This window comes from Alteromonas sp. 38, from assembly GCF_902506055.1.
In the GTDB taxonomy this organism is placed as follows: domain Bacteria; phylum Pseudomonadota; class Gammaproteobacteria; order Enterobacterales; family Alteromonadaceae; genus Alteromonas; species Alteromonas lipotrueae.
This window is the reverse complement of record NZ_LR733300.1, coordinates 1731738-1755948: the sequence shown is the minus strand read 5'-3', so window position 1 is coordinate 1755948 and position 24211 is coordinate 1731738. Positions and strand designations below refer to the sequence as shown.

The 24211-nt window shown below is 43.5% G+C and carries 13 protein-coding genes; 2 read left to right on the top strand and 11 right to left on the bottom strand.

Annotated elements, in window-relative coordinates:
- The first annotated feature begins 165 nt into the window (after positions 1-165).
- Positions 166-912, top strand: coding sequence for a YciK family oxidoreductase (locus FLAVO9R_RS07500; protein WP_159530131.1), 747 nt, complete (start codon positions 166-168; stop codon positions 910-912).
- An 87-nt stretch (positions 913-999) separates the two neighbouring features.
- On the opposite strand, the gene glnS is transcribed toward FLAVO9R_RS07500, so the two are convergent.
- Positions 1000-2667: a glutamine--tRNA ligase gene (gene glnS, locus FLAVO9R_RS07495; protein WP_159530129.1), complete on the bottom strand. Its 1668-nt coding sequence runs from the start codon at positions 2665-2667 to the stop codon at positions 1000-1002.
- A 279-nt stretch (positions 2668-2946) separates the two neighbouring features.
- Between glnS and FLAVO9R_RS07490 the strand changes: the two genes are divergently transcribed.
- Complete coding sequence (locus tag FLAVO9R_RS07490) at positions 2947-3987, top strand: LacI family DNA-binding transcriptional regulator (protein ID WP_159530127.1); 1041 nt, start codon at positions 2947-2949, stop codon at positions 3985-3987.
- Positions 3988-4181: 194 nt separating this feature from the next.
- On the opposite strand, the gene FLAVO9R_RS07485 is transcribed toward FLAVO9R_RS07490, so the two are convergent.
- The 10 genes from FLAVO9R_RS07485 to FLAVO9R_RS07440 all read right to left on the bottom strand — a co-directional run bounded on the left by FLAVO9R_RS07485 (position 4182) and on the right by FLAVO9R_RS07440 (position 24177).
- Entirely contained in the window at positions 4182-5819 is a 1638-nt protein-coding gene (locus tag FLAVO9R_RS07485; RefSeq protein ID WP_232370723.1) for an alpha-amylase family glycosyl hydrolase, read from the bottom strand.
- Positions 5820-5953: 134 nt separating this feature from the next.
- Positions 5954-7444, bottom strand: a complete 1491-nt coding sequence (locus tag FLAVO9R_RS07480; protein WP_159530125.1) for an MFS transporter — start codon at positions 7442-7444, stop codon at positions 5954-5956.
- A 38-nt stretch (positions 7445-7482) separates the two neighbouring features.
- Complete coding sequence (locus tag FLAVO9R_RS07475; protein ID WP_159530124.1) at positions 7483-9378, bottom strand: glycoside hydrolase family 13 protein; 1896 nt, start codon at positions 9376-9378, stop codon at positions 7483-7485.
- A 245-nt stretch (positions 9379-9623) separates the two neighbouring features.
- Positions 9624-11438 (bottom strand): alpha-amylase family protein, encoded by a 1815-nt coding sequence (locus tag FLAVO9R_RS07470; protein WP_232370604.1) that lies wholly within the window; start codon positions 11436-11438, stop codon positions 9624-9626.
- Between the two features lie 371 nt (positions 11439-11809).
- Entirely contained in the window at positions 11810-12595 is a 786-nt protein-coding gene (locus FLAVO9R_RS07465) for a PEP-CTERM/exosortase system-associated acyltransferase (RefSeq protein WP_159530122.1), read from the bottom strand.
- 208 nt (positions 12596-12803) lie between these two features.
- A complete protein-coding gene (locus FLAVO9R_RS07460; RefSeq protein ID WP_057791637.1) occupies positions 12804-13319 on the bottom strand; it encodes an RNA methyltransferase in 516 nt (171 codons plus the stop codon).
- 136 nt (positions 13320-13455) lie between these two features.
- Entirely contained in the window at positions 13456-14322 is an 867-nt protein-coding gene (locus FLAVO9R_RS07455; RefSeq protein WP_159530121.1) for a patatin-like phospholipase family protein, read from the bottom strand.
- 370 nt (positions 14323-14692) lie between these two features.
- Positions 14693-19045, bottom strand: coding sequence for an alpha-1,6-glucosidase domain-containing protein (locus FLAVO9R_RS07450; RefSeq protein ID WP_442858569.1), 4353 nt, complete (start codon positions 19043-19045; stop codon positions 14693-14695).
- A gap of 86 nt (positions 19046-19131) precedes the next feature.
- On the bottom strand, positions 19132-22248 hold the full coding sequence (locus FLAVO9R_RS07445) for a TonB-dependent receptor (protein WP_159530119.1): 3117 nt from the start codon (positions 22246-22248) through the stop codon (positions 19132-19134).
- Positions 22249-22590: 342 nt separating this feature from the next.
- A complete protein-coding gene (locus tag FLAVO9R_RS07440; protein ID WP_159530117.1) occupies positions 22591-24177 on the bottom strand; it encodes a tryptophan halogenase family protein in 1587 nt (528 codons plus the stop codon).
- Positions 24178-24211: the final 34 nt, after the last annotated feature.

Genomic DNA, 24211 nt, shown 5'->3' with positions numbered 1-24211 from the left:
TTGCAACTTTGCAAAGTTTTGTTAACGCTAAACGTTATTTTTTTTTACGTTTGGTGTTTTTATACTTCGAAAGTTTTACTTATTGCGTAGTGTGAGTATCATCTGCACCTATATAATTTGAACCTATTGCGCAGATAACTATATGCGAATTTATTAAGGATACTGATGAACGATTATCAAGCCCCTGCCGATTTATTAAAGGGTAAAGTCATTCTTATCACAGGTGCTGGCGATGGCATCGGTGCTCAAGCAGCGCGGACTTACGCAAAACATGGTGCCACCTGTATTTTATTAGGCAGAACCGTCTCTAAGCTAGAAGCCGTTTACGACGAAATCGTAAATGCTGGAAGTGCTGAACCTGCAATAGTACCGCTAGATATAAAAGGCGCAACACCGTCACACTATCAACAAATGACGCAAACCATTATAGACCAATTCGGTAAGTTAGATGGTGTGTTACACAACGCTTCTGTGCTTGGGCATTTAAGTTCTTTTAAAGATATTGAGCAACAAGAATGGCTTGATGTGATGCAAACCAACGTAAATGGTACGGTTTTCTTAACGCAGGCGCTAATCCCTGCCCTAGAAAAAGCTGACAATGCATCGGTTATTTTTACTACCTCTAGCGTTGGGCGAAAAGGTCGCGCGTTTTGGGGGACTTATGCGGTATCGAAGTTCGCTACAGAAGGTGTCATGCAGACGTTATCTAACGAGTATCAAAATAAGTCGCTACGCTTTAACTGTATTAACCCAGGTGGCACACGCACCAATATGCGCGCGCAGGCTTTTCCTGCTGAAAACCCTGATACATTGAAAACACCTGCTGACATCATGCCTATGTATCTTTACCTCATGGGTAACGACAGTATTGATGTGAATGGTCAATCTCTTGATTGCCAACCTAAGCGCTAAAAGTGACTACCAACACATAGCCATAGAAAAAGCCGCGTAAACGCGGCTTTATAATAGTGATACTTTATGTTTTCTTGATGGCGTGGCTTAGTCGCCTATTTTAGCCCACGTATCACGTAACCCTACCGTGCGGTTAAATACAGGCTTATCGTCTGTACTGTCTGCATCTAAACAAAAATAACCAGTACGCTCAAACTGCCATGCACCTGCTTCAGGCGCACGACTGGCAAGCCCAGCTTCAGCCCAGCCAGTCAGAACCGTTAATGACTCTGGGTTTATCACATCAGTAAAGTTCTCTTCAGCGGCGGGGTTAGGCACGTTGAACAAACGATCGTACAACCTAAACTCAGCTTGCTGCGCTGTTCCTGCGTCAACCCAATGGATAACGCCTTTAACCTTGCGGCCATCAGCCGGGTCTTTACCTAGCGTGTCAGCATCATAGGTACAGTAAACCGTGGTTACGTTACCTTCTGCGTCTTTTTCAACACGGTTAGCTTTAACCACATACGCATTACGTAAGCGCACTTCTTTATCTAGCACTAAACGCTTGAACTTTTTGTTTGCTGACTCGCGAAAATCTTCTGCTTCAATCCAAATTTCACGACCGAAACTAATTTCGCGTGTGCCCATAGCCTCATCACTAGGATGATTTGGCGCTATTAAAATTTCACTGTCGTTTTCTGGGTAATTTTCAATCACTAATTTAATAGGATCGAGAACTGCCATCGCACGAGGTGCGTTCACGTTTAAGTCTTCACGAACACACGCTTCTAGCATGGACATTTCTACCATGTTGTCCATTTTAGTCACGCCAATACGCTTGCAAAATTCACGTACTGAACCCGCGGTATAACCACGACGACGTAAGCCTGCCACAGTCGGCATGCGAGGGTCGTCCCACCCACTCACGTGATTTTCTTCAACCAGCTGAATTAATCGACGTTTGCTCAATACGGTGTATTCAAGGTTAAGACGTGAAAACTCATACTGACGTGGTGTGCTGTCAATAGTAATATTTTCAATCACCCAATCATACAAACGGCGGTTGTCTTGGAACTCCAAAGTACACAAGGAATGGGTAATACCTTCAATCGCATCCGAAATACAGTGCGTAAAGTCGTACATGGGGTACACACACCATTTGTCACCCGTTTGATGATGGTGGGCGTGTTTAACACGGTAAATTACCGGGTCACGCATGCACATAAAAGGTGAAGCCATATCTATTTTGGCGCGAAGGCTACACTCACCCTCTTTATATTCGCCCGCTGTCATCTTAGCGAATTCACGCTGATTGGTTTCAACGTCGGTATCACGGAATGGGCTGTTCTTACCTGGCGCAGTCAATGTGCCACGTAGTTCGCGCATAACGTCTTGAGTAGAAAAGTCGACATAAGCTAGGCCTTTGTCGATTAATTCATTCGCAAAACCATGAAGCTGATCGAAATAATTTGAAGAGTAACGCTCTTCACCATCCCACTCAAAACCCAACCATTTAACGTCTTCTTTGATAGAGTTAACGAAAGTAATGTCTTCTTTTGCTGGATTTGTGTCGTCGAAGCGCAGATTACAAGAACCTGAGTAATCTTGAGCAACACCAAAATTTAGGCAAATAGACTTTGCATGACCAATATGCAAAAAGCCATTTGGCTCCGGCGGGAACCGAGTTTTAATACTCTCGTGCACACCATTGGCAAGGTCTTTGTCGATGATCTGACGGATAAAGTTGGTCGGACGGTGCTCAGTCTCGGCCATTCGCGTGTTCCCCTTAGCGTTTGAATTAACGTTTAAAAATAATCTTAACGTTTAAAATTAATTAATATTGTGGATTAGTATAACACTGACCTAAAACTGACAACCACGTTTTATTACACCTAGCCTTACAAGTGATTAGTTTTAACGCGATGAAACGTTTTTTTACTGTTTCTTGTATTAAAAAAAGGCGTGTGACTAGCAAATAAAGCGTGGTTAGAGGAAAGTATGGTATCTTTCTTCTTGTCGACAACTCGGTCGTAGCAGACAAACATGGTGCCCATGAAAGAAAAAGCAACCTCTTTTGATATTGCACATTTGGCAGGCGTTTCTCAATCAACAGTATCAAGAGCACTGAATAACAGCCCCTTGGTAAATCAAGAAACCCGTGATCGGGTTCAGCGCATTGCTCGCGAACTTAATTATAAAGTTGATAAGAATGCCAGTAATCTACGCAAGCAAAAAAGTAGCACCATTGCACTTTTGTTGTTTGAAGATCCCACCTCAGATGATTCAATGATTAACCCTTTCTTCCTCGCCATGTTAGGAAGTATTACCCGTGCCTGTGCGGCTGCGGGTTACGACTTGCTGGTGTCGTTCCAAAACTTGGAAGATGACTGGCATGCAGAATATGAAGACTCAAATAAAGCAGATGGCATAATTTTATTGGGTTACGGTGATTACACCGATTATCGCAGTAAAGTGGCACAACTTGAGTCACAAGGCACACATTTCGTTCGTTGGGGCGCACCCGATGCCGCTCATCCAGGTGTGAGTGTTGGCTGTGATAATTTTCAAGGTGGTTACAGCATTACCGAACACTTAATCGCCCTGGGTAGAACTCGGTTTGCGTTTATCGGCGATTCAGGCAATGAAGCCCCTGAGTTTATGGCTCGTTTTCAAGGTTATACAGAGGCGCTAACAAGCCATAATTTATACGAAAGTTCGTTGCAAAGTGATGCGGTTTCTACCGAAGAAGCTGGCTTTGATGCTATTCAAGGTATGTTGAACGATGCTAAAACTAACGAAGCAGACTTACCTGACGCTATTGTTTGCGCATCTGATCTTATTGCTATGGGCGTTTTGAGAGCGTTAAGGCAAACAGCGCTTAAAGTGCCTGACGATATTGCAGTGGTAGGTTACGATAATATTGCTGTATCGGCCTTCACGACCCCTGCGTTAACTACCGTTCAGCAAAACACAAAGCTAGCCGGTGAATTATTGGTCAGTACGTTAATTAAAGCTATTTCAAATGAAAAGGTGGAAGATTTTCTCATGCCAGCGGAAGTCATAATTAGGCATTCATGTGGGGCAAAAACCTAGGCAACCTACGAGCCTTGGCTGCCTAATTTAATAAGCCTGGCTAACTCGCTAGGCTAACTATCTTAGGTTAGCTATCTTGAGCTGCTTAGTTATAGAATATGCCCCGCTAAAACATGATTTACAAATAATGAAAAGGCGCTTGTTGTTATTAGTATTAAACGAGCAACAAGCGCTTTTTTATTGCGAGGTAAAATTTACTGCGCCGACATTTCCTTAATAAGCGCCGCTTCTAGGGCATCTGAATCTAACGCCCCTTCCCTAACCCATACTTGAACGCCGTTGGCGGGCACTGAGGTTGTTAACGCGTCACCGGTAACCAATTCACGTGTTTCGCCAGACAACTGCTCAGTCCATGTGCCAGCTTGCATATATTCATCAACACTGAAATCGGCAGGTTTATCGGCCTTATTGAGCAGTACCAATGCGGTTTGTTGTGCACTATCACTTTGTAAAACACGGTAAAATGTGGCTTCATGCCCGGCTAATTCAAGATTGAACTGCAAACCTCGTTGAAGTGCTGGTGTGTTTTTACGCACATTTGCAATTTTAGCCAATTCGGTGGCAATAGGATGAGACTTTGCGTTGTCTATATTATCTTGGCCAAAGTAATTGCGGTTACCTTGGTGTTCAGACGTACCACGCATAAAGCCAATTTCTGACCCTTGATACACCACAGGAATACCACGAACCGTAAACAACCAGTTATGGGCATTAATAAAACCATTGTCGGTAGCGTTAATACGCGCCATGTCATGGTTGTCATAAAAGGTAGTTAAATCATAAGGGTTATTATAAGGCCCATGGGTTAAATACAAGGTGTCGGCTAAGGTAGCGAAGTCACTTTCAAGTGGCTTTTCGAACACCTTTACCATGGCTTCTTGCATCGGGAAGTCGAGCACACTTACCGCTCCATTTTTTGGAAGTGTGTGCTGCGCAATAAAGTTCGCATCATATTGGAAGCTTTCGCCGAACATAAAGAAGTCGGGATGCTCTGCCCTCACCCGGTCAGACATTTCTCGCCAAAAGTCATGAGGTACGTGTCGAATGGTGTCGATACGAAACGCATCCGCGCCTTGTGAAATCCAGTAAAGGTAACTATTGATAAGATAATCTCTTACCTTGGGGTTTTGATCATCAAGGTTAGAGAGTTTTACCAAATCTGGGTAATCATGAAAAAATTCATGCAAGGGATTATTTTTGGGGTCTAAGTCTTCAGGGGCTAGATTCTGGTGATCAGCAACTAATTCGCCTTCTGCATTATAAATTTCACCGTATCCAGGTTGGTCAGAGGGCATGGTAAAGCTTGGCGTACCGTGGTTTGCCACAATATCAAATACCGATTTTAAACCAAAGTTTTCACGCATTTGTGTGGTGTATTGCTTCACACTTAAGTCGCTACTTATCAAATGCTCATCAGCTTTATAAAAATTAGTCGCCCAATAACCGTGGTAGCCCGTTTTGCCGCCGTCTTTAAAAGCGCCGCCATAGGTGATTTGTTCATCTCCACTAAATGATTGGTTTGGATTTTCTAGCACGGGTGTCATCCATACCGCCGTAAAACCCATATCACGAATATAGTCGCCATTGTTTAGCACCCCTTTGAGGTCGCCGCCCATATAGCCGACATAGGCTTTTTCACCGTCAGAACTTTCCATAGGTAGCTGCCAAGTCGGAAACTCCCCGCCTTGTTCTTCATGGTTATTACTGGGGTCGCCATCAACGAATCTGTCAGTCATTACAAAATAAATTGCTTCGCTGGCAAACGGTGTGGTGGTGCCTAAAACTGTGACTTGTGTATTAGCTTTATTAGTAGAAGCTGCTGAAGCTGACATGGCAGATTTAGCTTCTGCCTTGAGCTGTGGCGAATCCGTAGAAATAGACGCAGACGAATTAGCACAACCTGTTATCGTGCCTACTCCCAAAGCAAGTGTAACGGCAACGGTAAGGTTTTTTACTTTATGAATCATTATGCTAGTTCCTTATCAGCGACTTCAGCTTCTACTACGTCGTGTTCTTTTACGAAAAATACAGCGATGGCCCCCAATAACATGGACGCTCCGGCGACAACAATAATGTATTTAGCTTCGTTATCGAACACACTACTTAAAATCCAGCCTGCGGTTAAGCCAGACACTATCTGTGGTGCGGCTACCGTGAAGTTAAATATGCCCATATAAACGCCGGTTTTGTTGGCCGGTAACGCGCCCGCTAGCATGGCATAAGGCATCGCTAAAATAGCGGCCCATGCAATCCCTACCCCAATCATTGGGATAAGAAGCTTCACTGCCCCAAGGGGCACGGTAACTTCAGTAATCAATAAGTTTACATTCACCATGGTGAGGTCTTGGAAGAACAGAAAACTAACGTAGCTTAAGCCACCTAAAATTAACGCCCCAGCGTAAATAGTTTTTCTGCCAAACTTGTCGGCGAGTCGAGCGAGAAATACTGAGAAGACGGCTGCGAATACCGAATAAGCAGCAAACAATATACCCACCCAGTCACCGGCTGCGCCTTTAGCGGCTACAATAGCGTCGGGTACTTGAGCAACTGAGGCAATGTGCGCTGGATCCCACCATATTTTGTCCACTCCCCAAATGTGCTGGGTAATTGCAGGTGTGGTGTATACCCACATAATAAATAGCGCAAACCATGAGAAAAATTGCACTACGGCAAGTTGCTTCATGGTTTTAGGCATATGAATAACCAAGGAAAAAAATGCTTTCATACGCTCGATAAATGGTGCTTTTGGCGTAATTTCTGGCTTAACGTCATTTTCAGTGCTTAGGCCTTTGTATCTATTGTACTCTTCGGGCGAGTATTCCTTGGTGCGAAAAACAGTCCAGATAACCGTACCAAGCAATACCGTAGCCCCAATATAGAAAGCCCAAATAACAGACGGTGCGACTTCTCCCATTTGCGCAGTATTTTCAAGGCCAACCACGTTAGTTAACACAAAGGGCAAAATTGAACCTATTACTGCACCAATATTGATTAGCAACGATTGTATGGAATAACCAATGTTACGCTGCGACGGTGGCACCATATCCGACACTAAAGAGCGGAAAGGCTGAAAGCACACATTAAACGATGCATCCATTAGCGCGACCATCAGCGCCCCCATTAGCATCGGCGCTAGAAAGGCCACAAATAAAGGCGCATTAGGTAATAAAATCATACCTAGTACTGCAGCTACAGCACCTGCAAGAATAAAAGGTCGTCTTCGACCTAAACGGTTCCAGGTTCTGTCAGACGCTGAGCCAACAATAGGTTGTACAATTAACCCCATAATTGGCGCTACTAGCCAGAAAAGTGATAATGAATGTAGGTCTGCCCCTAGGTCGGAAAGGATTCGGCTCACATTGGCATTTTGCAGCGCAAAGCCAAATTGTACGCCAAGAAAGCCAAAACTGACGTTCCATATTTGCCAGAAAGAAAGGCGTGGTTGAGTTGCTTGCATATTTTGCTCTATTTATTGTTTTACTTAGATAATTCGCATTAATGCGCAATAAAAACGGTTGCGGACATAGCCGGTAAAGATATGGTATCAGTGGTTTTGTATGACTTACCATCGCTTACACGCGTTAACGTTTTGTGTGAAGACAGCATTTCGTCATAGGTAGTCATCGGTAAATCCACAGTCTCTTTATTTAAGATAACCATAATTTTGTCACCTTGCGTTTCATTTGGCGTTAGTGCGCTAATCTTACTATTTTTCTTGCCCTCGGGTGTTGAAATAGGTTCACGGAAAAACGTATAAACACCATCAGTTGGGGCGTAATGTTTAAGAGAGCCTTCAAATTGTAAAGGGTGTGTTTTTCGCAGTTGAAGAAGTTGTTTGATCCGTTGCTGAGCCCAACGTTCATCGGTAGTTAATCCTTTGCCAGTAAATGCATTTTTCTTACTATCAGAAGGCCAACCGCCTGGAAAGTCAGAACGAATAATGCCGTGGTCCTCACTGCCCTCGTTTTGCATGAGTATTTCGGTGCCGTAAAACACCTGAGGTATCCCACGAGTCGTAAGCAGTAACGACATCGCCATATTCCACTTTTCTACATCATGACCAAGTTGTGTATAAATTCGACTCATGTCATGGTTGTCAGGAAATATAACCAAGTTGTTCGGATCGCCGTAAAGAAAATCAGTGGCGAGTGTCTCATATATACTGATAAACCCCGAATTCCAACTTTCTTCGTTAGTCAGCGCCTTAATGACTGCTGCTTGTAGTGGAAAATCCATGACGGAAGGCAACGCGCTATCGTAGTCATCATGTCTCTTACTCCCTGCTTGCCAATAAGCTGTTATAGCAGGGTTAACTGACCATTCTTCTCCTACTATATTGAGCTTCGGGTACTCACTGATTAGACGGTTCGTCCAATCGCTTAAAAAAGCTTTATCGGGGTACGAATACGTATCTACTCGAATCCCACTTAAATTAGCACTTTCAACCCACCAAATGGCATTTTGGATAAGATAGTTTGCAAGATGAGGATTGCGTTGATTTAAATCTGGCATGGTAGGTACAAACCAACCATCGCTAAACCCTTTGATATCACTTTTTATCGCATGAGGGTCGTGAAGTGACTCACGTTTATGCGTAGTACCAATAAACTTACTATCATTGTTTATCCAGTCACTTGAAGGGGTATCTTCCATCCATTTGTGATTGCTACCTATATGGTTGAGAACCATATCCATGATAACACCAATACCCCGTTTATTTGCTGCGTGACTTAACATCAAGAAGTCTTCGTTAGTACCATAGCGAGGGTCAATTTGGTAATAGTCTGTAGTCGAATAACCATGATAGCTATATGTATCCATAGCGTTTTCAAGAAGCGGCATGGACCACAGTTGGGTAAAACCTAACGCTTCTATGTAATCAAGATGCTGAATAATACCTTCAATGTCACCGCCATGCCGACCGCCTTTTAACGAGCGATCCGCCTTGTCGATAAATCCCTCAATATCGTCGTTGTCTTTGTCGCCATTAACAAACCTGTCTGGAGCAATCAAGTAGATAGCATCTCGCGGACCAAAACCTTTTCGTAACGCAGAACCATCCCTTCTCTTTTGCAACGAATAACTAATGTCGCGTGTAGAGCCATCAGTATCGACAAATCGGAGTTTGACATCTCCAGCTTTTGCTTTTGAAGTATCTAATGTAACGAACAAGTAGTTCGCGCTTTCAAGTGCATGCTTTTCTCGAAGCACAACGTCGCTATTAACAATTGTAACCGTATCATCAGCTATATCGTCGCCATAGATCATCAGTTCAACATTACTATCATGCATACCTACCCACCAGTTAGGTGGGTAAACGTCTAAACTACTTTCTTGTGATGAATAACAGTTAAATACGGGAAGTATTAATGCAGATGTAAAAAGTGCCATTAGAACACTTTTTCGCTTTGGAATGCCTATTGGACGAACGGCCTTATTTACGCGGTTTAAATTGAACACATCAACCCCATGTTAAAATTACGTTAAGTGAAAGACAGAATTCAGATACTAACCTGCGCTTTGATTTGAACCAATGTTATGCATACGTATTCACGAATCGACAAGTAAAAATCCATGCGAATTAACATAAATAGAAGGTTTTGATTCTGCAATCGAAGCAAAATTCACACAAGTAGTTAAAATTCGAATACTCTTGTTTCTAATCCGTTTAATGAAAGTGTCGCTGTGTAATTCGAACCACTGAGATTAAATGTTATTCCTTTATGAGAAAGTAAAGGCTCAAGAGTGAGTTCAGTGGTATTTTTTTGTAGTGTAGAAATAGGAATGGTTAACGTTATAGTGCCAGAAGATTCTGTACTAAAGTTAGCAATAACAACTATACCATGCTCATTTTTTTTTCTCACAAAAGCAAATTGCGTTTCCGTGTATGCTGTGCTGTCTGCGGCGAGATTCAATGCATGTAGGCTTTCATATTTTCCGGTTACAGCAGGATTAGTAGCTACAATACCCATAGTCTCTTTATAGAAATTGTGTAATGCTTTTTCTTCGCTTGAAGACTGGCCTGCGTCAAACTTGCCACCATTCATAAACCGCTGATGTGCGGGCACACCAATATAGTCAAAAATTGAAGTACGACTAGGGTCGCCAAACCCCGCTTCTTCACTACCGTCCTCACCTAAATCCTGACCAAAATACAATAGGGTTGGTGAAGCACTTATCAGTGCGCTAACGGCAAGCGCAGGTTTACCTTTTTCTGCACTTCCAGCAAATTCTGGACTAGCGATACGTTGTTCGTCGTGGTTCTCGAGAAAGTGCAGCATATGAGTCGCAATATCGCTAACTTCATCGTGCACACTAACCAACTCACTTACCTTACCCTCTCCTTTCATTATCGTTTTCAAGGTGTCATAAAAGCCCACTTTATCGTAGAGATAATCCATCTTTCCTAGCTGAATGTAGTCTCTGTATCTATCGGGTTGATAAACTTCCGCTAGCAAAAACGCATCCGGGTTTCTGTGTTTAATGGCGCTGTTTAAAAATGACCAGAATTCTACGGGCACCATTTCAGCCATGTCGAACCGAAAACCATCAACGCCTTTATCTAGCCAGTAAATGGCGATGTCTCTGAATTTGTACCACGAATCAGGTAACGATTTATCAGCCCAAAAAGCGGCATGCTCTTCTACAGGCATATTCCGATAGGCTTCTGGTAACTTAGGAAAGTCGTAGCTTCCGTCTGGTTTTACGCCGTAATTAATCTTAACGGTTTCATACCAGTCGTTAATATCGGGCTGTGGTGCTCGACTGCCGTTGCCCGTCCATTTAGCCGGAAATTCATCAAACTTTCCGTCAACCAAATGATGCTGATTTTTTTCAGTAGCTTTGCCGCCTAAAACGGTATCTGCAACGCCCTCTGGCAATACAAAAGGTGTTTTGGGTATGTAATAGAAATTATTGTCTCGAGAATACCCTTGCGATGTATCATCGTTAGCACCGAAGTTATCATGGCGTGGCGAAAAAGATTGATAACGGCGTGCAACATGATTAGGCACTATATCGATAACCACTTTCATACCGTGCTGATGAGTGCGCTGGATAAGCGCTTCAAATTCATGTAACCGATTTGCGGGGTTATCTGCTAAATCAGGGTTAACGTTGTAATAATCTTTAACTGCATAAGGTGAACCGGCACGCCCTTTAATAACATCAGGATCATCGTCAGTAATACCAAAATTAAGGTAGCTGGTAGCAAGGGCATGATGTGGTACACCGGTATACCAAATATGAGTGGTACCTAAGGCTTTAATACTTTGAAGCGCTTGTGGCGTGAAATCACTAAATTTCCCCACACCATTTTCTTCGATTGTGCCCCAAGGTTTATTGGTTGTATTGGTATTCCCGAACAATCGAGTAAAGACCTGATATACCACGGGCTTGCCAGAATTAGAGGGAATTTCTGTCACTGAGTTATTCGCGTTCTCATTTTCCATGAGATCGGCTCCTGACTGTGGGTAAGCGATACAGGATAATAGGCCTAGAGATAAAACCGCTACCGTTAATTTCTTAAACTTTGAGCTTTTGTCAGCGCTTATTAGAGGAGTTTGTGCCGCGTTTTTTGCCACACTTTTGAGCACGTGGAGGTGATTTGTATTTTTGATATCTAACACTACAAGCATACCTTTGTATTGGATTGCCAATAGCATACTCGTTAAGGGAATGTTAAAACAATTCCATACGTATTCAGTAATAAATTAATACGATGTGATTGCTTTGTTCCGTTTCCCTTGTTCTTCGATTTGTCCCTCAATCTGGAATATTTTAGTCGTCTATAGAGAAAAAAGTGCTCAAAATTATACAGATACTATGCCGCTTTACTGGCAGTAAATTCTTCTGCTTTCATGGTGGCACCAAACATATTTTCAGTTAAGCTGCCGGCAAGATCATTTTTAATTCGCAATAAAAAGCTACGCAGCGCCGGTGTTAATTCACTCTCGATAGATTTTGGCTTAATGCGATACACGGCACGCAAGCCGTTGTAGTCAATTGGGTCGCCCAAACGTTCAAAATTAAACCCAAACATTTTTAATCGGCGTGCCAATTTAGGCTCCATCAATACGTAGGCATATTCCATTTCCTGTTCAACGCAAATGCTTAGGGCGATGAAGTAGAGCGCCAAAGACAAATAAGGTATGTGTTCCAGCAGCACGCTTTCCGCTTTACTCACTTTCTGTTTACCAGAAGGCTTGAATGGCGCTTTAGCTTTAAGTTGTCTGACTCTAAACGACTTCGGAATAGCTAAACGAGAAATTTCACAGATTGAAGTTCTACCAAGCTGAGCGGGCACTAACGCTTTGTCTTCAATAGCGTGAATACACTTTTCCTCTAGCGGTAAGGCTTGGTTGCGAAGAGCAGGCATAATGATACGAATCGTTCCTGCACAATCCCCTGTTGGTAAGTGTTTGATGTAACAATTGACAGAATAGTCATCATATCTATCAATTTCCAAGCCCGTAGAGCGCTCTTTTTCGAAGTTCATTTCTTCACAATAAACTTCGTGCCTTGTGCTGAAACATGTCTCTCGGTCTTCGTTGTTTTGTGCTACCACAAGTGAGTAACGACTAAAGAAAAAATTTGATAGCTCATCCATCTGTTTTTTCTTTCTTTTGTTTCTCAATTTCTTCAAGTTAGAAGAAATATGGTTATGAATTGTTTTTAATTTATTTAGCGAAGTAGCGACACGTTTTTTCAATTTTTGGTCCTCTATAGATTTAGCAGGCCCAGTTTGAAAAGCATGACAAAAGCTCACCTTGTGCTCACACACAATTTCACTCTCGAATACAACGATTCAAACCGATTTATAGTTTTGATTGATTATTATTATCCCGGCTCTCACGTATGAGGCTATTACCTGAGATATACTCTGATTTTGCTAAACGATCGTAAAGAACAACGTTAGCGGTAGCAGCTAGATTCATACACGAATAGGTGGGTATGTAGACAACATGGTCACACCACTCAAGTACGCTTTTATCTAAACTGCCATCTTCTGGTCCGAAAATGTACATTGCATTTTCGGGGTGTTTAAATTCTGGTAAAGGTAACGCCCCTTCTACTAGCTCTATGGCTACTACACTTGCATTTTCTGGCACGACCTCTTTTAAGTCATCAACGCCAATAGTAGGGATCTTTTTATGGAAAGCCTTCGTATCAGCATTAAAGTTCTTTGCAATCCGGTATCTGTATCCGGTGTAAAACACACTTGATACTCCGTAACAACCTGCAGCTCGTAAAATTGAGGCAACATTAACGGGGTTTTTCGGGTTCACTAACCCGATACTTACTGTTTGCTTTGAAAGCGAAAGGGAACTCACACGACCTCTTTTTATTATTCTGTTATTTTATTGCGCAATAGTTTTTTGATACTGCCACTTTGGGTACTGCTATGTCACGCCATTCTAATTTATTAGTTAGCTAGGTATCGCTTAATATTGTTATACTTTAGTTTATTTACGCGACGGTTTTATTACTGTGTGTAATCTGCGATTCTACTTTCGAGTTCGATATAACTCGTCTTGCCATCCGTCTTCCCTGCCCATAGCCACGCAGTAATTTCTTTTTATCCATTGTTAAGCGCCTAACGCAAAATGCTTCATCAGGCGCTATGACCGTAATCGTGCAGTCAGACGGCGGATTTAAAAGAAAATTCAATGTTTCGTTATAAATATTTGATCTTTTCCTCATCTTATCTAGTAAGGCAGGTTGACCGCCATACATTTTTTCTAACAGCCACGCTGTTTTCACTGTAGGTTTTGTAAAGCCCTTAGGTTGAGAGAGCACCACAGTAATCTCACGGGCACCCATCTCATAAGCTTTTCTTACCGGTATAGCATCAGCTACACCGCCATCAACATAGCGTTTGCCCTCTATGATGGGCTGCTCTCTGAACGCTGTTGGAATGGCACAGGATGCCACCATCAATGCATCAACATTTGCTTCCGTTGCTTGAATGTATTCACATTCACCCGACTCGACGTTGGTGATCCCTACATACAATGGCATGGCTGCTTTTTCACCTGGCGCTGGTATACCTAGTGACTTCTTAGAATGGTGCAATAACCAATGTACATCAGTCATATGCCCACCCTTTATAAATCTCATTGGGCTAAAAAATTCTCGTTTAGTGGCGTATTGCGTAATAATGGTTTTGCTAAGACCGGGCATTCTAGCCACGTAAGTGGAAAGGTTAGTTGCTCCCGCTGAAACTCCTATAGCGAAATCGAACGGATAGTAGTTTTGTTCCATGAACTTATCCAATACGCCAGCTGCAAAAACTCCGCGCATCGCACCACCTTCTACCACTAAAGCTGATTTCATTGTTTCAATCTCCGTAAACGCAATATGTCGACCTTACTGCTTAATTAATCCATCTACTGTAGCGCCCCTAGCCATGTGAAGCCCAGGGATGACAATGTCACTCAAACAGACCTTTCGACGCGCATACCTTTCGTTAATGCGCAGCTGTGCATAATCATGCACTTTTACTATGTTGCAATGACATGTGGCGACCGCCTATAGCGTAGGTTAAATAAAGCAAACTATGTTCCAATAGCGCAAAATTTTATTTTGCCGGAATCGGACGAGAAAGATGTAAAAGAAAAGCTGATTTGCTTGTTGGAAAAAATGGTTTAACAAATGAAAAAGCCGTGGAAAACCACGGCTTTAGTTTTTAACTAAATTTTGAGGATTATTTAGCGTTTACGGTAAGTGTAGGCGACTGACCATTAGGGCCAGATACTTTAAATTCGTATAGCCCTGCATCACTGACTTCAATAACGAGATTATTGTTGCTAAATGACAACACTTTTGGCTGCCCTGGGGTCACAAGGTTAGATGTCGCATCATTTGGATTACCCAAGTTAACGGTATTCCAATCTTCTGATGCCACTTTAAACTCTGCACTTCCTACGCTGAGTTCAATGTCTACCGTGTATTCACCATCACCTTGATAGGTAAATAGGTCAGTGGTTCCCCACCCGTTCATCCCACCACGAACGTATACTTCCGTGTCACCGAAATAGGCCTCTTTATACACACCTATAGTAGGGTTATTCTCGTCATTCACATCAAAAACAAACACATAACGGTCAGCTTCTTCAATGGTCAGAAGCAGATTATCGTTTGTTCTTGCCAAGGCAGTCGTTTGGCCAACGTTTACATTTTTATCCGCGTCATCAGCACTTAAAGCACCAAAGTTAACCGTATCCCAATCTTCAGAAGCGACTTTGAATTCATAACTACCAGGGTCTATGTCCATTGTCACCATATAGATACGCCCCCCTTGATACAGAAGTTCGTCACTGGTGCCCCAATCGTTTACTGCACCTCGAATAAACACTGGTGTTCCAACATAGGGCTCTTCGTTAATCACCGTTAGCACCGGTGATTCAGATTCAGAGGCATTAATGGTAAATAAATACGTGGCGTTTATTGCTGGCGTGAATGCTAAATTATTGTTGGTCCGCGCTAACACTTTAGGCTCATTTTCTATCAGCGCAGCATCATCACCTTCTGCAGCACCAAAGTTAACCGTTTCCCAATCTTCTGAAGCAAACTTAAAGCCGTAAGTGGTTCCACCCTCAAGGGCAACGGCAACTTCGTATACGCCATCACCTTTATAAATGAATGGGTTATCAGTCGTCCAACCGTTCATATCGCCGCGAAGGTAAGGGGTAGTCTCGCCATAAGGCACAACATCCGGCGCACCAGAAGTTGCATAGGCCCATAACCCATAACCTTGTGCGCCTGATTGTGGCTTCACAAATACAGCAATAGTCAGTGCTGGAACGGTGAAAATACCATTCCCGTCTTCTGCTTCGTTAAACGTTGCCCCTCGAACCGCTTCATCACTTGAGTTCATTTGCAGTGCATGTAATGAAAACCCAGTTGCGGTATTAATACTAATGGATTTCGTTTCGTACCCCGTATTCACAAGCACAACAATGGCATCATTTTGCGTATCAAGATCGGCGCGGGCTTCTCCGTCAGTGTCAGCGTCAGAAGCAACACCGTCATCAATGCTCATGGCTATCAAACCTTTTTGCTGGTTTGAACCAATATTATGAAAGCCAATACGGTCGATGATGTCGTCAGCGGAGGTTAAACGAAATAACGGACTTTCCATACGAATGGCAAGCAACTCGTTAAATACCTCTGACGCAAATATGATGTCGACCATAGATGCATCACGTTCTGGGCTATAAATAAACTCCCCCATTTCTTCCCAACGAACTTCATTGTCTTCAGCTAACGGTAAACCCACGTTCCAGTTATTGGTTTCATAGGTAAAATCAACGAAATTGAACCAATCACCTGCGTCATAGGTGTTTCTGTCCATAGACTTAGATCGCAGTAAATCACCGCCCATCTGTAAGAATGGAATACCTTGCGACACAAGCGGAATACCGATAGCTACGTTTTGTGCACGTACGCGCTCACTCAACGAAATGTCCATTGGTAATGTATAGTTCAGCTGATCCCATAAGGTTTCATTATCATGTTTAGATACATAATTAATAATGTCGGCTGGGTCTAATGCGTAACCACCTAGGTTACTGGTATTGCTAGCTACGCCTGCCGAGGTTTCAAGCACATAGTCTTGCAGTGTGCCTATCATGCTCATTTTCACTTTGTCTTGGTCGCTTAACAGCGCGTCAGACTCAGGTGAAAAGATATTACCTTGGCGAATAGCTTCACGAATTCTATCGTTGTACGTGCCTATTTGCGTACCGGCCATATTCAACTGGTTCGCTTGTTCGTAGCCTCTGTCGATGCGCGTCCAGCCCTCACCGTAGAAGTAATTATCTTCATCTAATGCTTGTACGCTGTTGCGCAATTGCAACATCGTTTCTTTAGAAGCTTGGCTCATGATGTCAAAGCGAAAAGCATCGTATTTGTAATGCTCGGTCCACAGGAGTAATGAATCCAGCATTAATTTTTCCATCATTACGTTACGCGGTTCAGTATCATCACAGCAGGTTTCACGAACAATATCACCGGTGTCGGTTTCATAACGATGGAAATACCCAGGTACAACTTTGTCCAGTATAGATTTCGCAAACACGCCAGAAGCATTGGTATGGTTGTATACCACATCTAATGCAACACGAAGTCCCATCTCATGCAGGGCTTGAATCATTGCCCGCATTTCGACAATTCGTTCTACACCTTCTGCATTTGATGCATAGCTACCTTCTGGTGCGTTGAAATGATGTGGATCGTACCCCCAGTTGAAACCATCAATAGCACGCATATCACTTGTGAGCTGCTGTGCTTTCGCTGCTTCAGCGAGAGGGTCGTAGCTGTTATATACATCAATAAGTAATATGGCACTGTTTTCTTCCTCACAAACCACGGCATCCGCATTAAGGCGACATAAGTCTGCTACCGTGTCGAATAAACCAACGGTCTTTGTTGGGTCTTCATCAATGGTGGCAATATCGTTTGCGGGCAGCACATGGAAGTAGTTTAAGCCTGCCTCAACCAATTTTTGTAGATGTAAAACAGGGGCCGTGTTTTGCTCTGTAAATGCTAAATACTTACCACGATTTGCTTCGCTTGTAGACATATCGCGAATACTGAAATCACGAACATGGCCCTCATAAATAACCGCATCTTCAGGGTTTTCTAATGTAGGAATGTTCTGAGTATCCCACCCGTCTGGTTTTAAATCATCATCTGATAAGTTCACAAAGCGAGAGAAGCGGCCATTGGTGCTAAGGCTTACCGAATAAGGGTCTGTAACTTCAAGTACTTCTACCGCCCCCGTTTGCGGATGAAAAACCGTGACTTCATAGCGATAAAGTTGTCTATCTAACGACATATCGCCTTCAAATTGCCAGATACCTGTATTAGTGTCGCGCGTCATCGTATAGCGACTCGCCAGGGTTTTATTGTCGTTGTAAGTTAGCAAATCTACATTTTGCGCTGTGGGGGCCCATACCGATACAGCAATACCCGTGTCAGAATAAACGGCACCTAAACTTGCTTCGTTTGCATCTTCATCACCCGCGGTATAGATAGCATCTATAGCCTTTGCGTTTTGTAAGCCTGTTGCTGCTATTAGAACCCCGTCACTGTCATACCCCCCTACTACGGCCTGAGTGGTTAAGACAGTTTTAGCGTCCTCTAGGCTCCAGTCTCCTTCCCAAGCCTGAAGTGCCGCTAGGTTTTCAGCTTCAGCAGTTTGGTTTTCATCTAACGTGGCAGGCATTAACGCTATTGAGGTGCCGTTGATACCATCTTCCAGTGAACTCTCTAAGTCAGCATTCGCCGAATAGTGAAGCTTCACGGTAGATACGGTATCAGCCACATTCCACAATATCGTGTTAGCATCTAACCAATGTGCACCAAAACCTTCTATATCTACAGGCTGTGGCCCAAGAGACATAATGGGGTATTCAAACAATGTGGGCTCCCCTGACAACGTAAAGTTCATACGCACGTACGTTTCGTCATCTTGAACTAGCGAAGCTTGAAAGTCTGAACCGCCCAGCTCTTTACCGGCATCGTCAGTGCCTAAGTGAATGATAAAATTGTGGCAGTTATCAAAATTGTCTTTTAAATCTAATACCCAATACGCACCATAATTAGGATCGATACCCGTATGTTGACGTCCGTTTGCCCAGTCAGTATCTGCATCGGCATAAGCGTCGCATTCATCATTGTTCCATGTATGTAAACGCCAGCCTTCGTACGCGGGGTCGTTTGTGGAATTATCAGCATCAACAGCCGCGCGGTTGTAGTATAAAACTGCTTGATTATCGGCAGGGAAAAATACCGGTAGTGGCAAACTCGGATCGGCGCCAACTACACACGCATCATTAGTTTCATTAGGTACCGTGGGTGCATCACATTGAATAGGCGGCGGCGCGACGCACGCTGTGCCGTCTGCATTAGGTACGTTTGGTACATTACAAGTCAGTAAATTGTTCGAGCCAGACTCAACACCTGAGCCTCCACAACCTACTATAAAGAGCGCCGTTAGGATAAGCACTGCAATGCGCCACATCTTCAGCATTGATATTGGTTTTGTTAACATGGATAACTCCAAATTTTTCTTTTTCATAAACGCAGTATTGGCAGCGATAGCCTTTGGTTTCAGCTTCTGGGAGATAGGTAAAATGCTCATAATTGATATGTCATCCCCAAGTAATACTGCGTTCCGAAAAACTGAATGGTGCCGGTTTGTTCAGAAGAGGTGAAATAGCTTTTGGTAGGTTCGTCGGTAACGTTGTTAACTTGAAACAATACGCTCCAATTGTCGTTAATTTCATAGGATGCTTGGTAATCAACAACCAGTTCAGAATCAAAATTCACGGTTTGATCGTTTACTGCCACTTGCTCAGACACAAAGAAATCGCGATAACGCCCAGATAAGCGAGTTTCAAACCCTTCGTATTCCCAAAATAGCGTTACCGTGGCCACATTTTCAGATAAGCCAGGCAAGCTATCCGAATACACCGAACTACTCAACGTACGTTGAATTTCACTTTCCGTGTATGAGTAACTAGCGGTTACCCCTAAACCAGACCAGAAGCTTGGCAACATGCTATAAATTTCAGTGTAGGCAATTTCAACACCGCGAATATAGCCACCTTCAGCGTTATTCACTGCCGTGCTATAGCTGCCATTTTCTGTAGGAACCGTAACAAAAATAGGGTTGCCATCAGCATCCCGTGACAACTCAGCCTCTTGCCCTACAAATTCAGGCTCAAGATACACAGGAACCTGAACCGACTCTGGCACCACAATGCCGTTGCCACTAAAATCATAAGGTTCTATGTTAATTTCTTCGATGAAAGATTCTATGTCTTTGTAGAATGCCGCCAGTATTAACGCCCCTTCGGTATCATCAAAATAGTATTCCCATGAAATATCGTATTGGGTGGCATAAAAAGGTTCTAGGTACGGGCTATTTGTCGCGTTCCCGTTTACCTTGGCGGTAGGTTGCGACAAGGTCACTTCCCCGGAATCTCTATCTTGCACTGCGGTTACCGTTTCAACGGTGGTAGAAGCGTTTGCCGCAAATCTATTGATAGGCGCACGGCCCATCACTTTAGCTGCGGCTACTCTTAGTTGCGTATTATCCGTAAGCGCAAAATTTAGGTTGATAGACGGCAACACATCGTCGTATTCGTGAGTAAGCGTTGTGAAGCGATAAAAGTTGTTAATAAGGCCGGCATCGTCGGTAATGTTTTGCGCGCCAGCGGTGGGATCACTGACTTCAACTGTGACACCGGTTTCTGGATCGGTAATTAACGATGTGGCACGCTGGTAAGTGGTAGAGCTTTGTTTTGTTTTTACGTAACGAACACCCACATTTCCGGTTACAGGCATACCCGCAATCTCAGTACTGAGTCCCGCCATCAAATAAGCGGAGTTTACAGTTTCAAAGACCTGTCCACTTTCTTGCATAGTCCAAGATGTAGACGGCCCCGTACCTGGACCATTAATCACGCCAGCAGCCCCTGGCCCCCAGGTTTGAACTGGTTGAGGATAGCCACTTGGAAACCATGCATTAAGTGCACTGTTTAAATCTACCGACAAATAGCTTGGGAAATAACTAAAATCGCCAGCCCAATCAACTTGCTCTACCATGTCATCCGTTAAACGCAGCGGTGGCTCACTTGCAGAAAACGCACTGTCGTTTCCGTATTCAAATACCGAACGATCGTTACTGTACTCTCTATCGGAATAGCGATAGCCAAACTCCAACCCAGTCACGATGGGCATATCGACAAAATATTGGAAATCTACCTTATAAGCATCAAGCTCGTCTTTGTTAACAAATGGATAAATGCCGTATTTACTGACCATCACCCTATCGATATCGGAAAATGCATCTGCTTGATTAAAGGCTAAATCAGGAAGGTTGTTGCCATTCAACAAATACGAGATTTGAACGTTCTCATCAAACACTGGGCTGACAGCGTTAGCATCTTCACTGACTAAAGACCATAACAAGCCATTACGGAAATCACTTTTCGCGGTGGAACGAGACACATCAAATTGCACCGATAAGTCAGCACTAATTTCCCAATCTGCGTTAATACCAAAGTTTTCAACGCTATCGAAATCTTGGTTGTCGTCGTTAACTAACTCAACTCGAGTAAAGCTACTGTCTGTTCGTGAGAAAGTGCCACCAATCACACTATTGTTTACAATAACAGGGTTCGTGATGCCTGCCGTTATCCCCCCTAGCTTGACTCGATACCCACGGGCAAATTCTTCTGAATCGAACTTAGAGATAAACGCATCGGCTTTTAAGGTGAAGTTTTCTAATGGCGCCCACTCTATGGCTGCAACGTAACCGTCGCGAGTTTGCTCGCCACCCTTGTGTTGAATCTCAAAGCCTTCAGAAATAAGCTCACATTCTGGGCAGTCGGTGCCAGCTCTGTCGTTGTCACCTTCAATACCATCTACATCAACAGCCCCGTTATACGCTAAACCCACAAACTGAGTAGAAACACTGGGTTGGAATAAGCGTGCATAACCTAGGGATAAACCGACGGTGTCGTCCATGAACTTTCCTTGATAGGAAAAGCTCAATCGATGACCAAATTCGCTCGCATCCGATATCTCACTGGCTCGGTCGTTATACATGCCACGCATATTGGCACTGAACTTATGCTGCTCCTCCATGGCTAACGGGCTTGCTGTCTTCAGCTCTACCGTTCCAGCGATTCCCCCTTCAATCAGTGATGCTTTAGGCGATTTATATACACTCGCTTCGGTGATTAACTCTGAGGGGTACTGGTCGAACTCAATGGCTCTGCTTCCACTGGTAGACACTTGCTCACGTCCATTTAATGTAGAGAACACAAAGTCACCCGCTAAACCACGAATGTTAATCTCGGCCGCTTGGCCCCCTGTACGAACTGCAGATATACCTGGCAATCGGGTAAGCGCATCTGCCATAGATACATCAGGCAAACCGCCCAAATCATCAGCAGAAATTTGTTCTGACACCGTGTCAGAAAAACGCTTTTGGTTGAGTGATTGTATGAGGCTAGTACTAAACCCCCTCACCTCTATGCGTTCGAGCGTTTCCTCGGATATATCGTCGACCGGTATATCTTCACCTGTTAATTGGCTACTCGATTGATTGTTACTATTTATCGCAGATTCGCTGACTTCATCAATGGTGTCTTCTTGCGTTTGTTGAGCGTATGCTGGCAAAGTAAATGCCAACCCGCTGCTGACCAACGCCACCATGATGGGCTTAAGTTTGAATGTTCTCATTGGTGCCCCGTTCCTTATTTTTTATCAACGGTTTGGGAATACCACACCCAAACCCGTCACTTATGGTTCTGCCATAAATAGTATCGGGTTGTATAAAAAGAGAGCAACACTATGCATACGTATTCATTTACATTAAATTTACACAAAATTAAATATTAGCAGCAGCTAACTTAATTAGGATAAGTAAGATATTGAATTGCAATGAGGAAGGTCCCCCTCAAGAATAACTTAAGGGGGAAATGGAGTCGTTGACGGCTTCGGAATGTTAAATAACGAGGCGCGATTTATGGTGATTTACAGCAAGACACAGTAACTTGCATCACAGCACACAGGCCAATTAAATTAAAAGCTTACAGACGTTTTATTTGCACTATCAATCATTGATTGAATGTATGCGTCATGAGTGGGTAGCGATGCTATTGGTTCACGCTTAATGTTATACAACGACGATAGCATGGCTTGCGTTTTCTCATCTGAAAAGCTATTCGCTAACCCATGATAGTCTTCAGGGACTAGCCCTTGCCCATACATAACTTGCAGCCAAGAGCTCTCTAAAAATAAGTCATTTTGTTCACGCACTAAATTGCCATTTTGTTTGAACAACGCCATTTTGTGAGTTAACGAATCTGGCAGGGTTAAATGGCGCATATCGCGCCAAAAATCACTGTCTTCGCGTTCATTTAAACAATAATGTAATACTAGAAAATCTCGTATTTGTTCAAATTCTACTTTTGATTGTGCGTTGTATTCTTTAACCGCACTATCTGAGATACCTTGGTGCGGGAAAAGCTTAATTAACCTCACGATAGCTGATTGAATAAGGTGAATACTGGTAGACTCCAAAGGCTCTAAGAAGCCAGAAGAAAGCCCTACCGCGACCACATTTTTATACCATTGTTGTCTACGACGGCCAGTAGTAAATTTAATGAGTTTAGGATCGCCCAGTGGTTTAGTGTCAAGGTTAGCCATCAAGGTGTCGTGGGCTTGGCTATCACTCATATAGCGTGAACTATATACGTGACCATTGCCATTACGATGTTGTAAAGGAATTCGCCACTGCCAACCAGCACTGTGCGCGATAGAACGGGTGAAGGGTGCGGTATTTTCATGGCGTTCAGAAGGTACAGCAATGGCGGAGTCACAAGGCAATAAATGAGACCAGTCATCATAGCCTGCCCCCAGCGTTTCATTAATTAACAGCCCTCGAAAACCTGTACAGTCAATAAACAAGTCCCCTTCAATGGCATGGCCATTTTCGAGATGTAATGCTTTTACATTCCCACTGTGTTTGTGTCTTGATACGTAGCTGATTTTACCTTCAACACGTTTAACGCCCAGCCCCTCGCTAAGTTTACGCAGGTATTTAGCATACAATGAAGCGTCAAAATGATAAGCAAAAGGAAGCTCTAAAACCGGGTCTTTCGCGTTAATACGTGCAAATTTACCTGCCTCAGCCGCTAAATAGTTAAGGTCATATTCCCACAAATCATGTTTTAAACCCTGCTGACGTGCTTTTAGCCAGAAGTGATGGAAATGACAGAACGCCATGCTTTTGCCTGGCGCACCAAACGTGTGGTAGTACTGTTGCCCCTGTTGCTTCCAGTTTTCAAAGCGAATTGCCAGCTTAATGGTGGCCTTGGTATCGCGAAGAAAAGTGGCCTCGTCAATACCCAGCACTTGATTAACTAGTCTAATGGGCGGGATGGTGGCCTCGCCTACGCCTACTGTGCCAATAGCCTCAGATTCGACCAGGGTAATATTCACTGCGTCGCCAATGACTTTTTTGAGCAATGCCGCTGTTAGCCACCCTGCTGTGCCGCCGCCTGCAACTACAACACGTTTTACCGGCGTTTGCTTAGCTTCTTGGTGATCCCTTGAATGTTGATCGGTTGCCTGTTGGTTCGCTGCTGTTTTATTTGCTACTGCCATACTCAGCCCTTACTACTTACTTCACCACACTGTA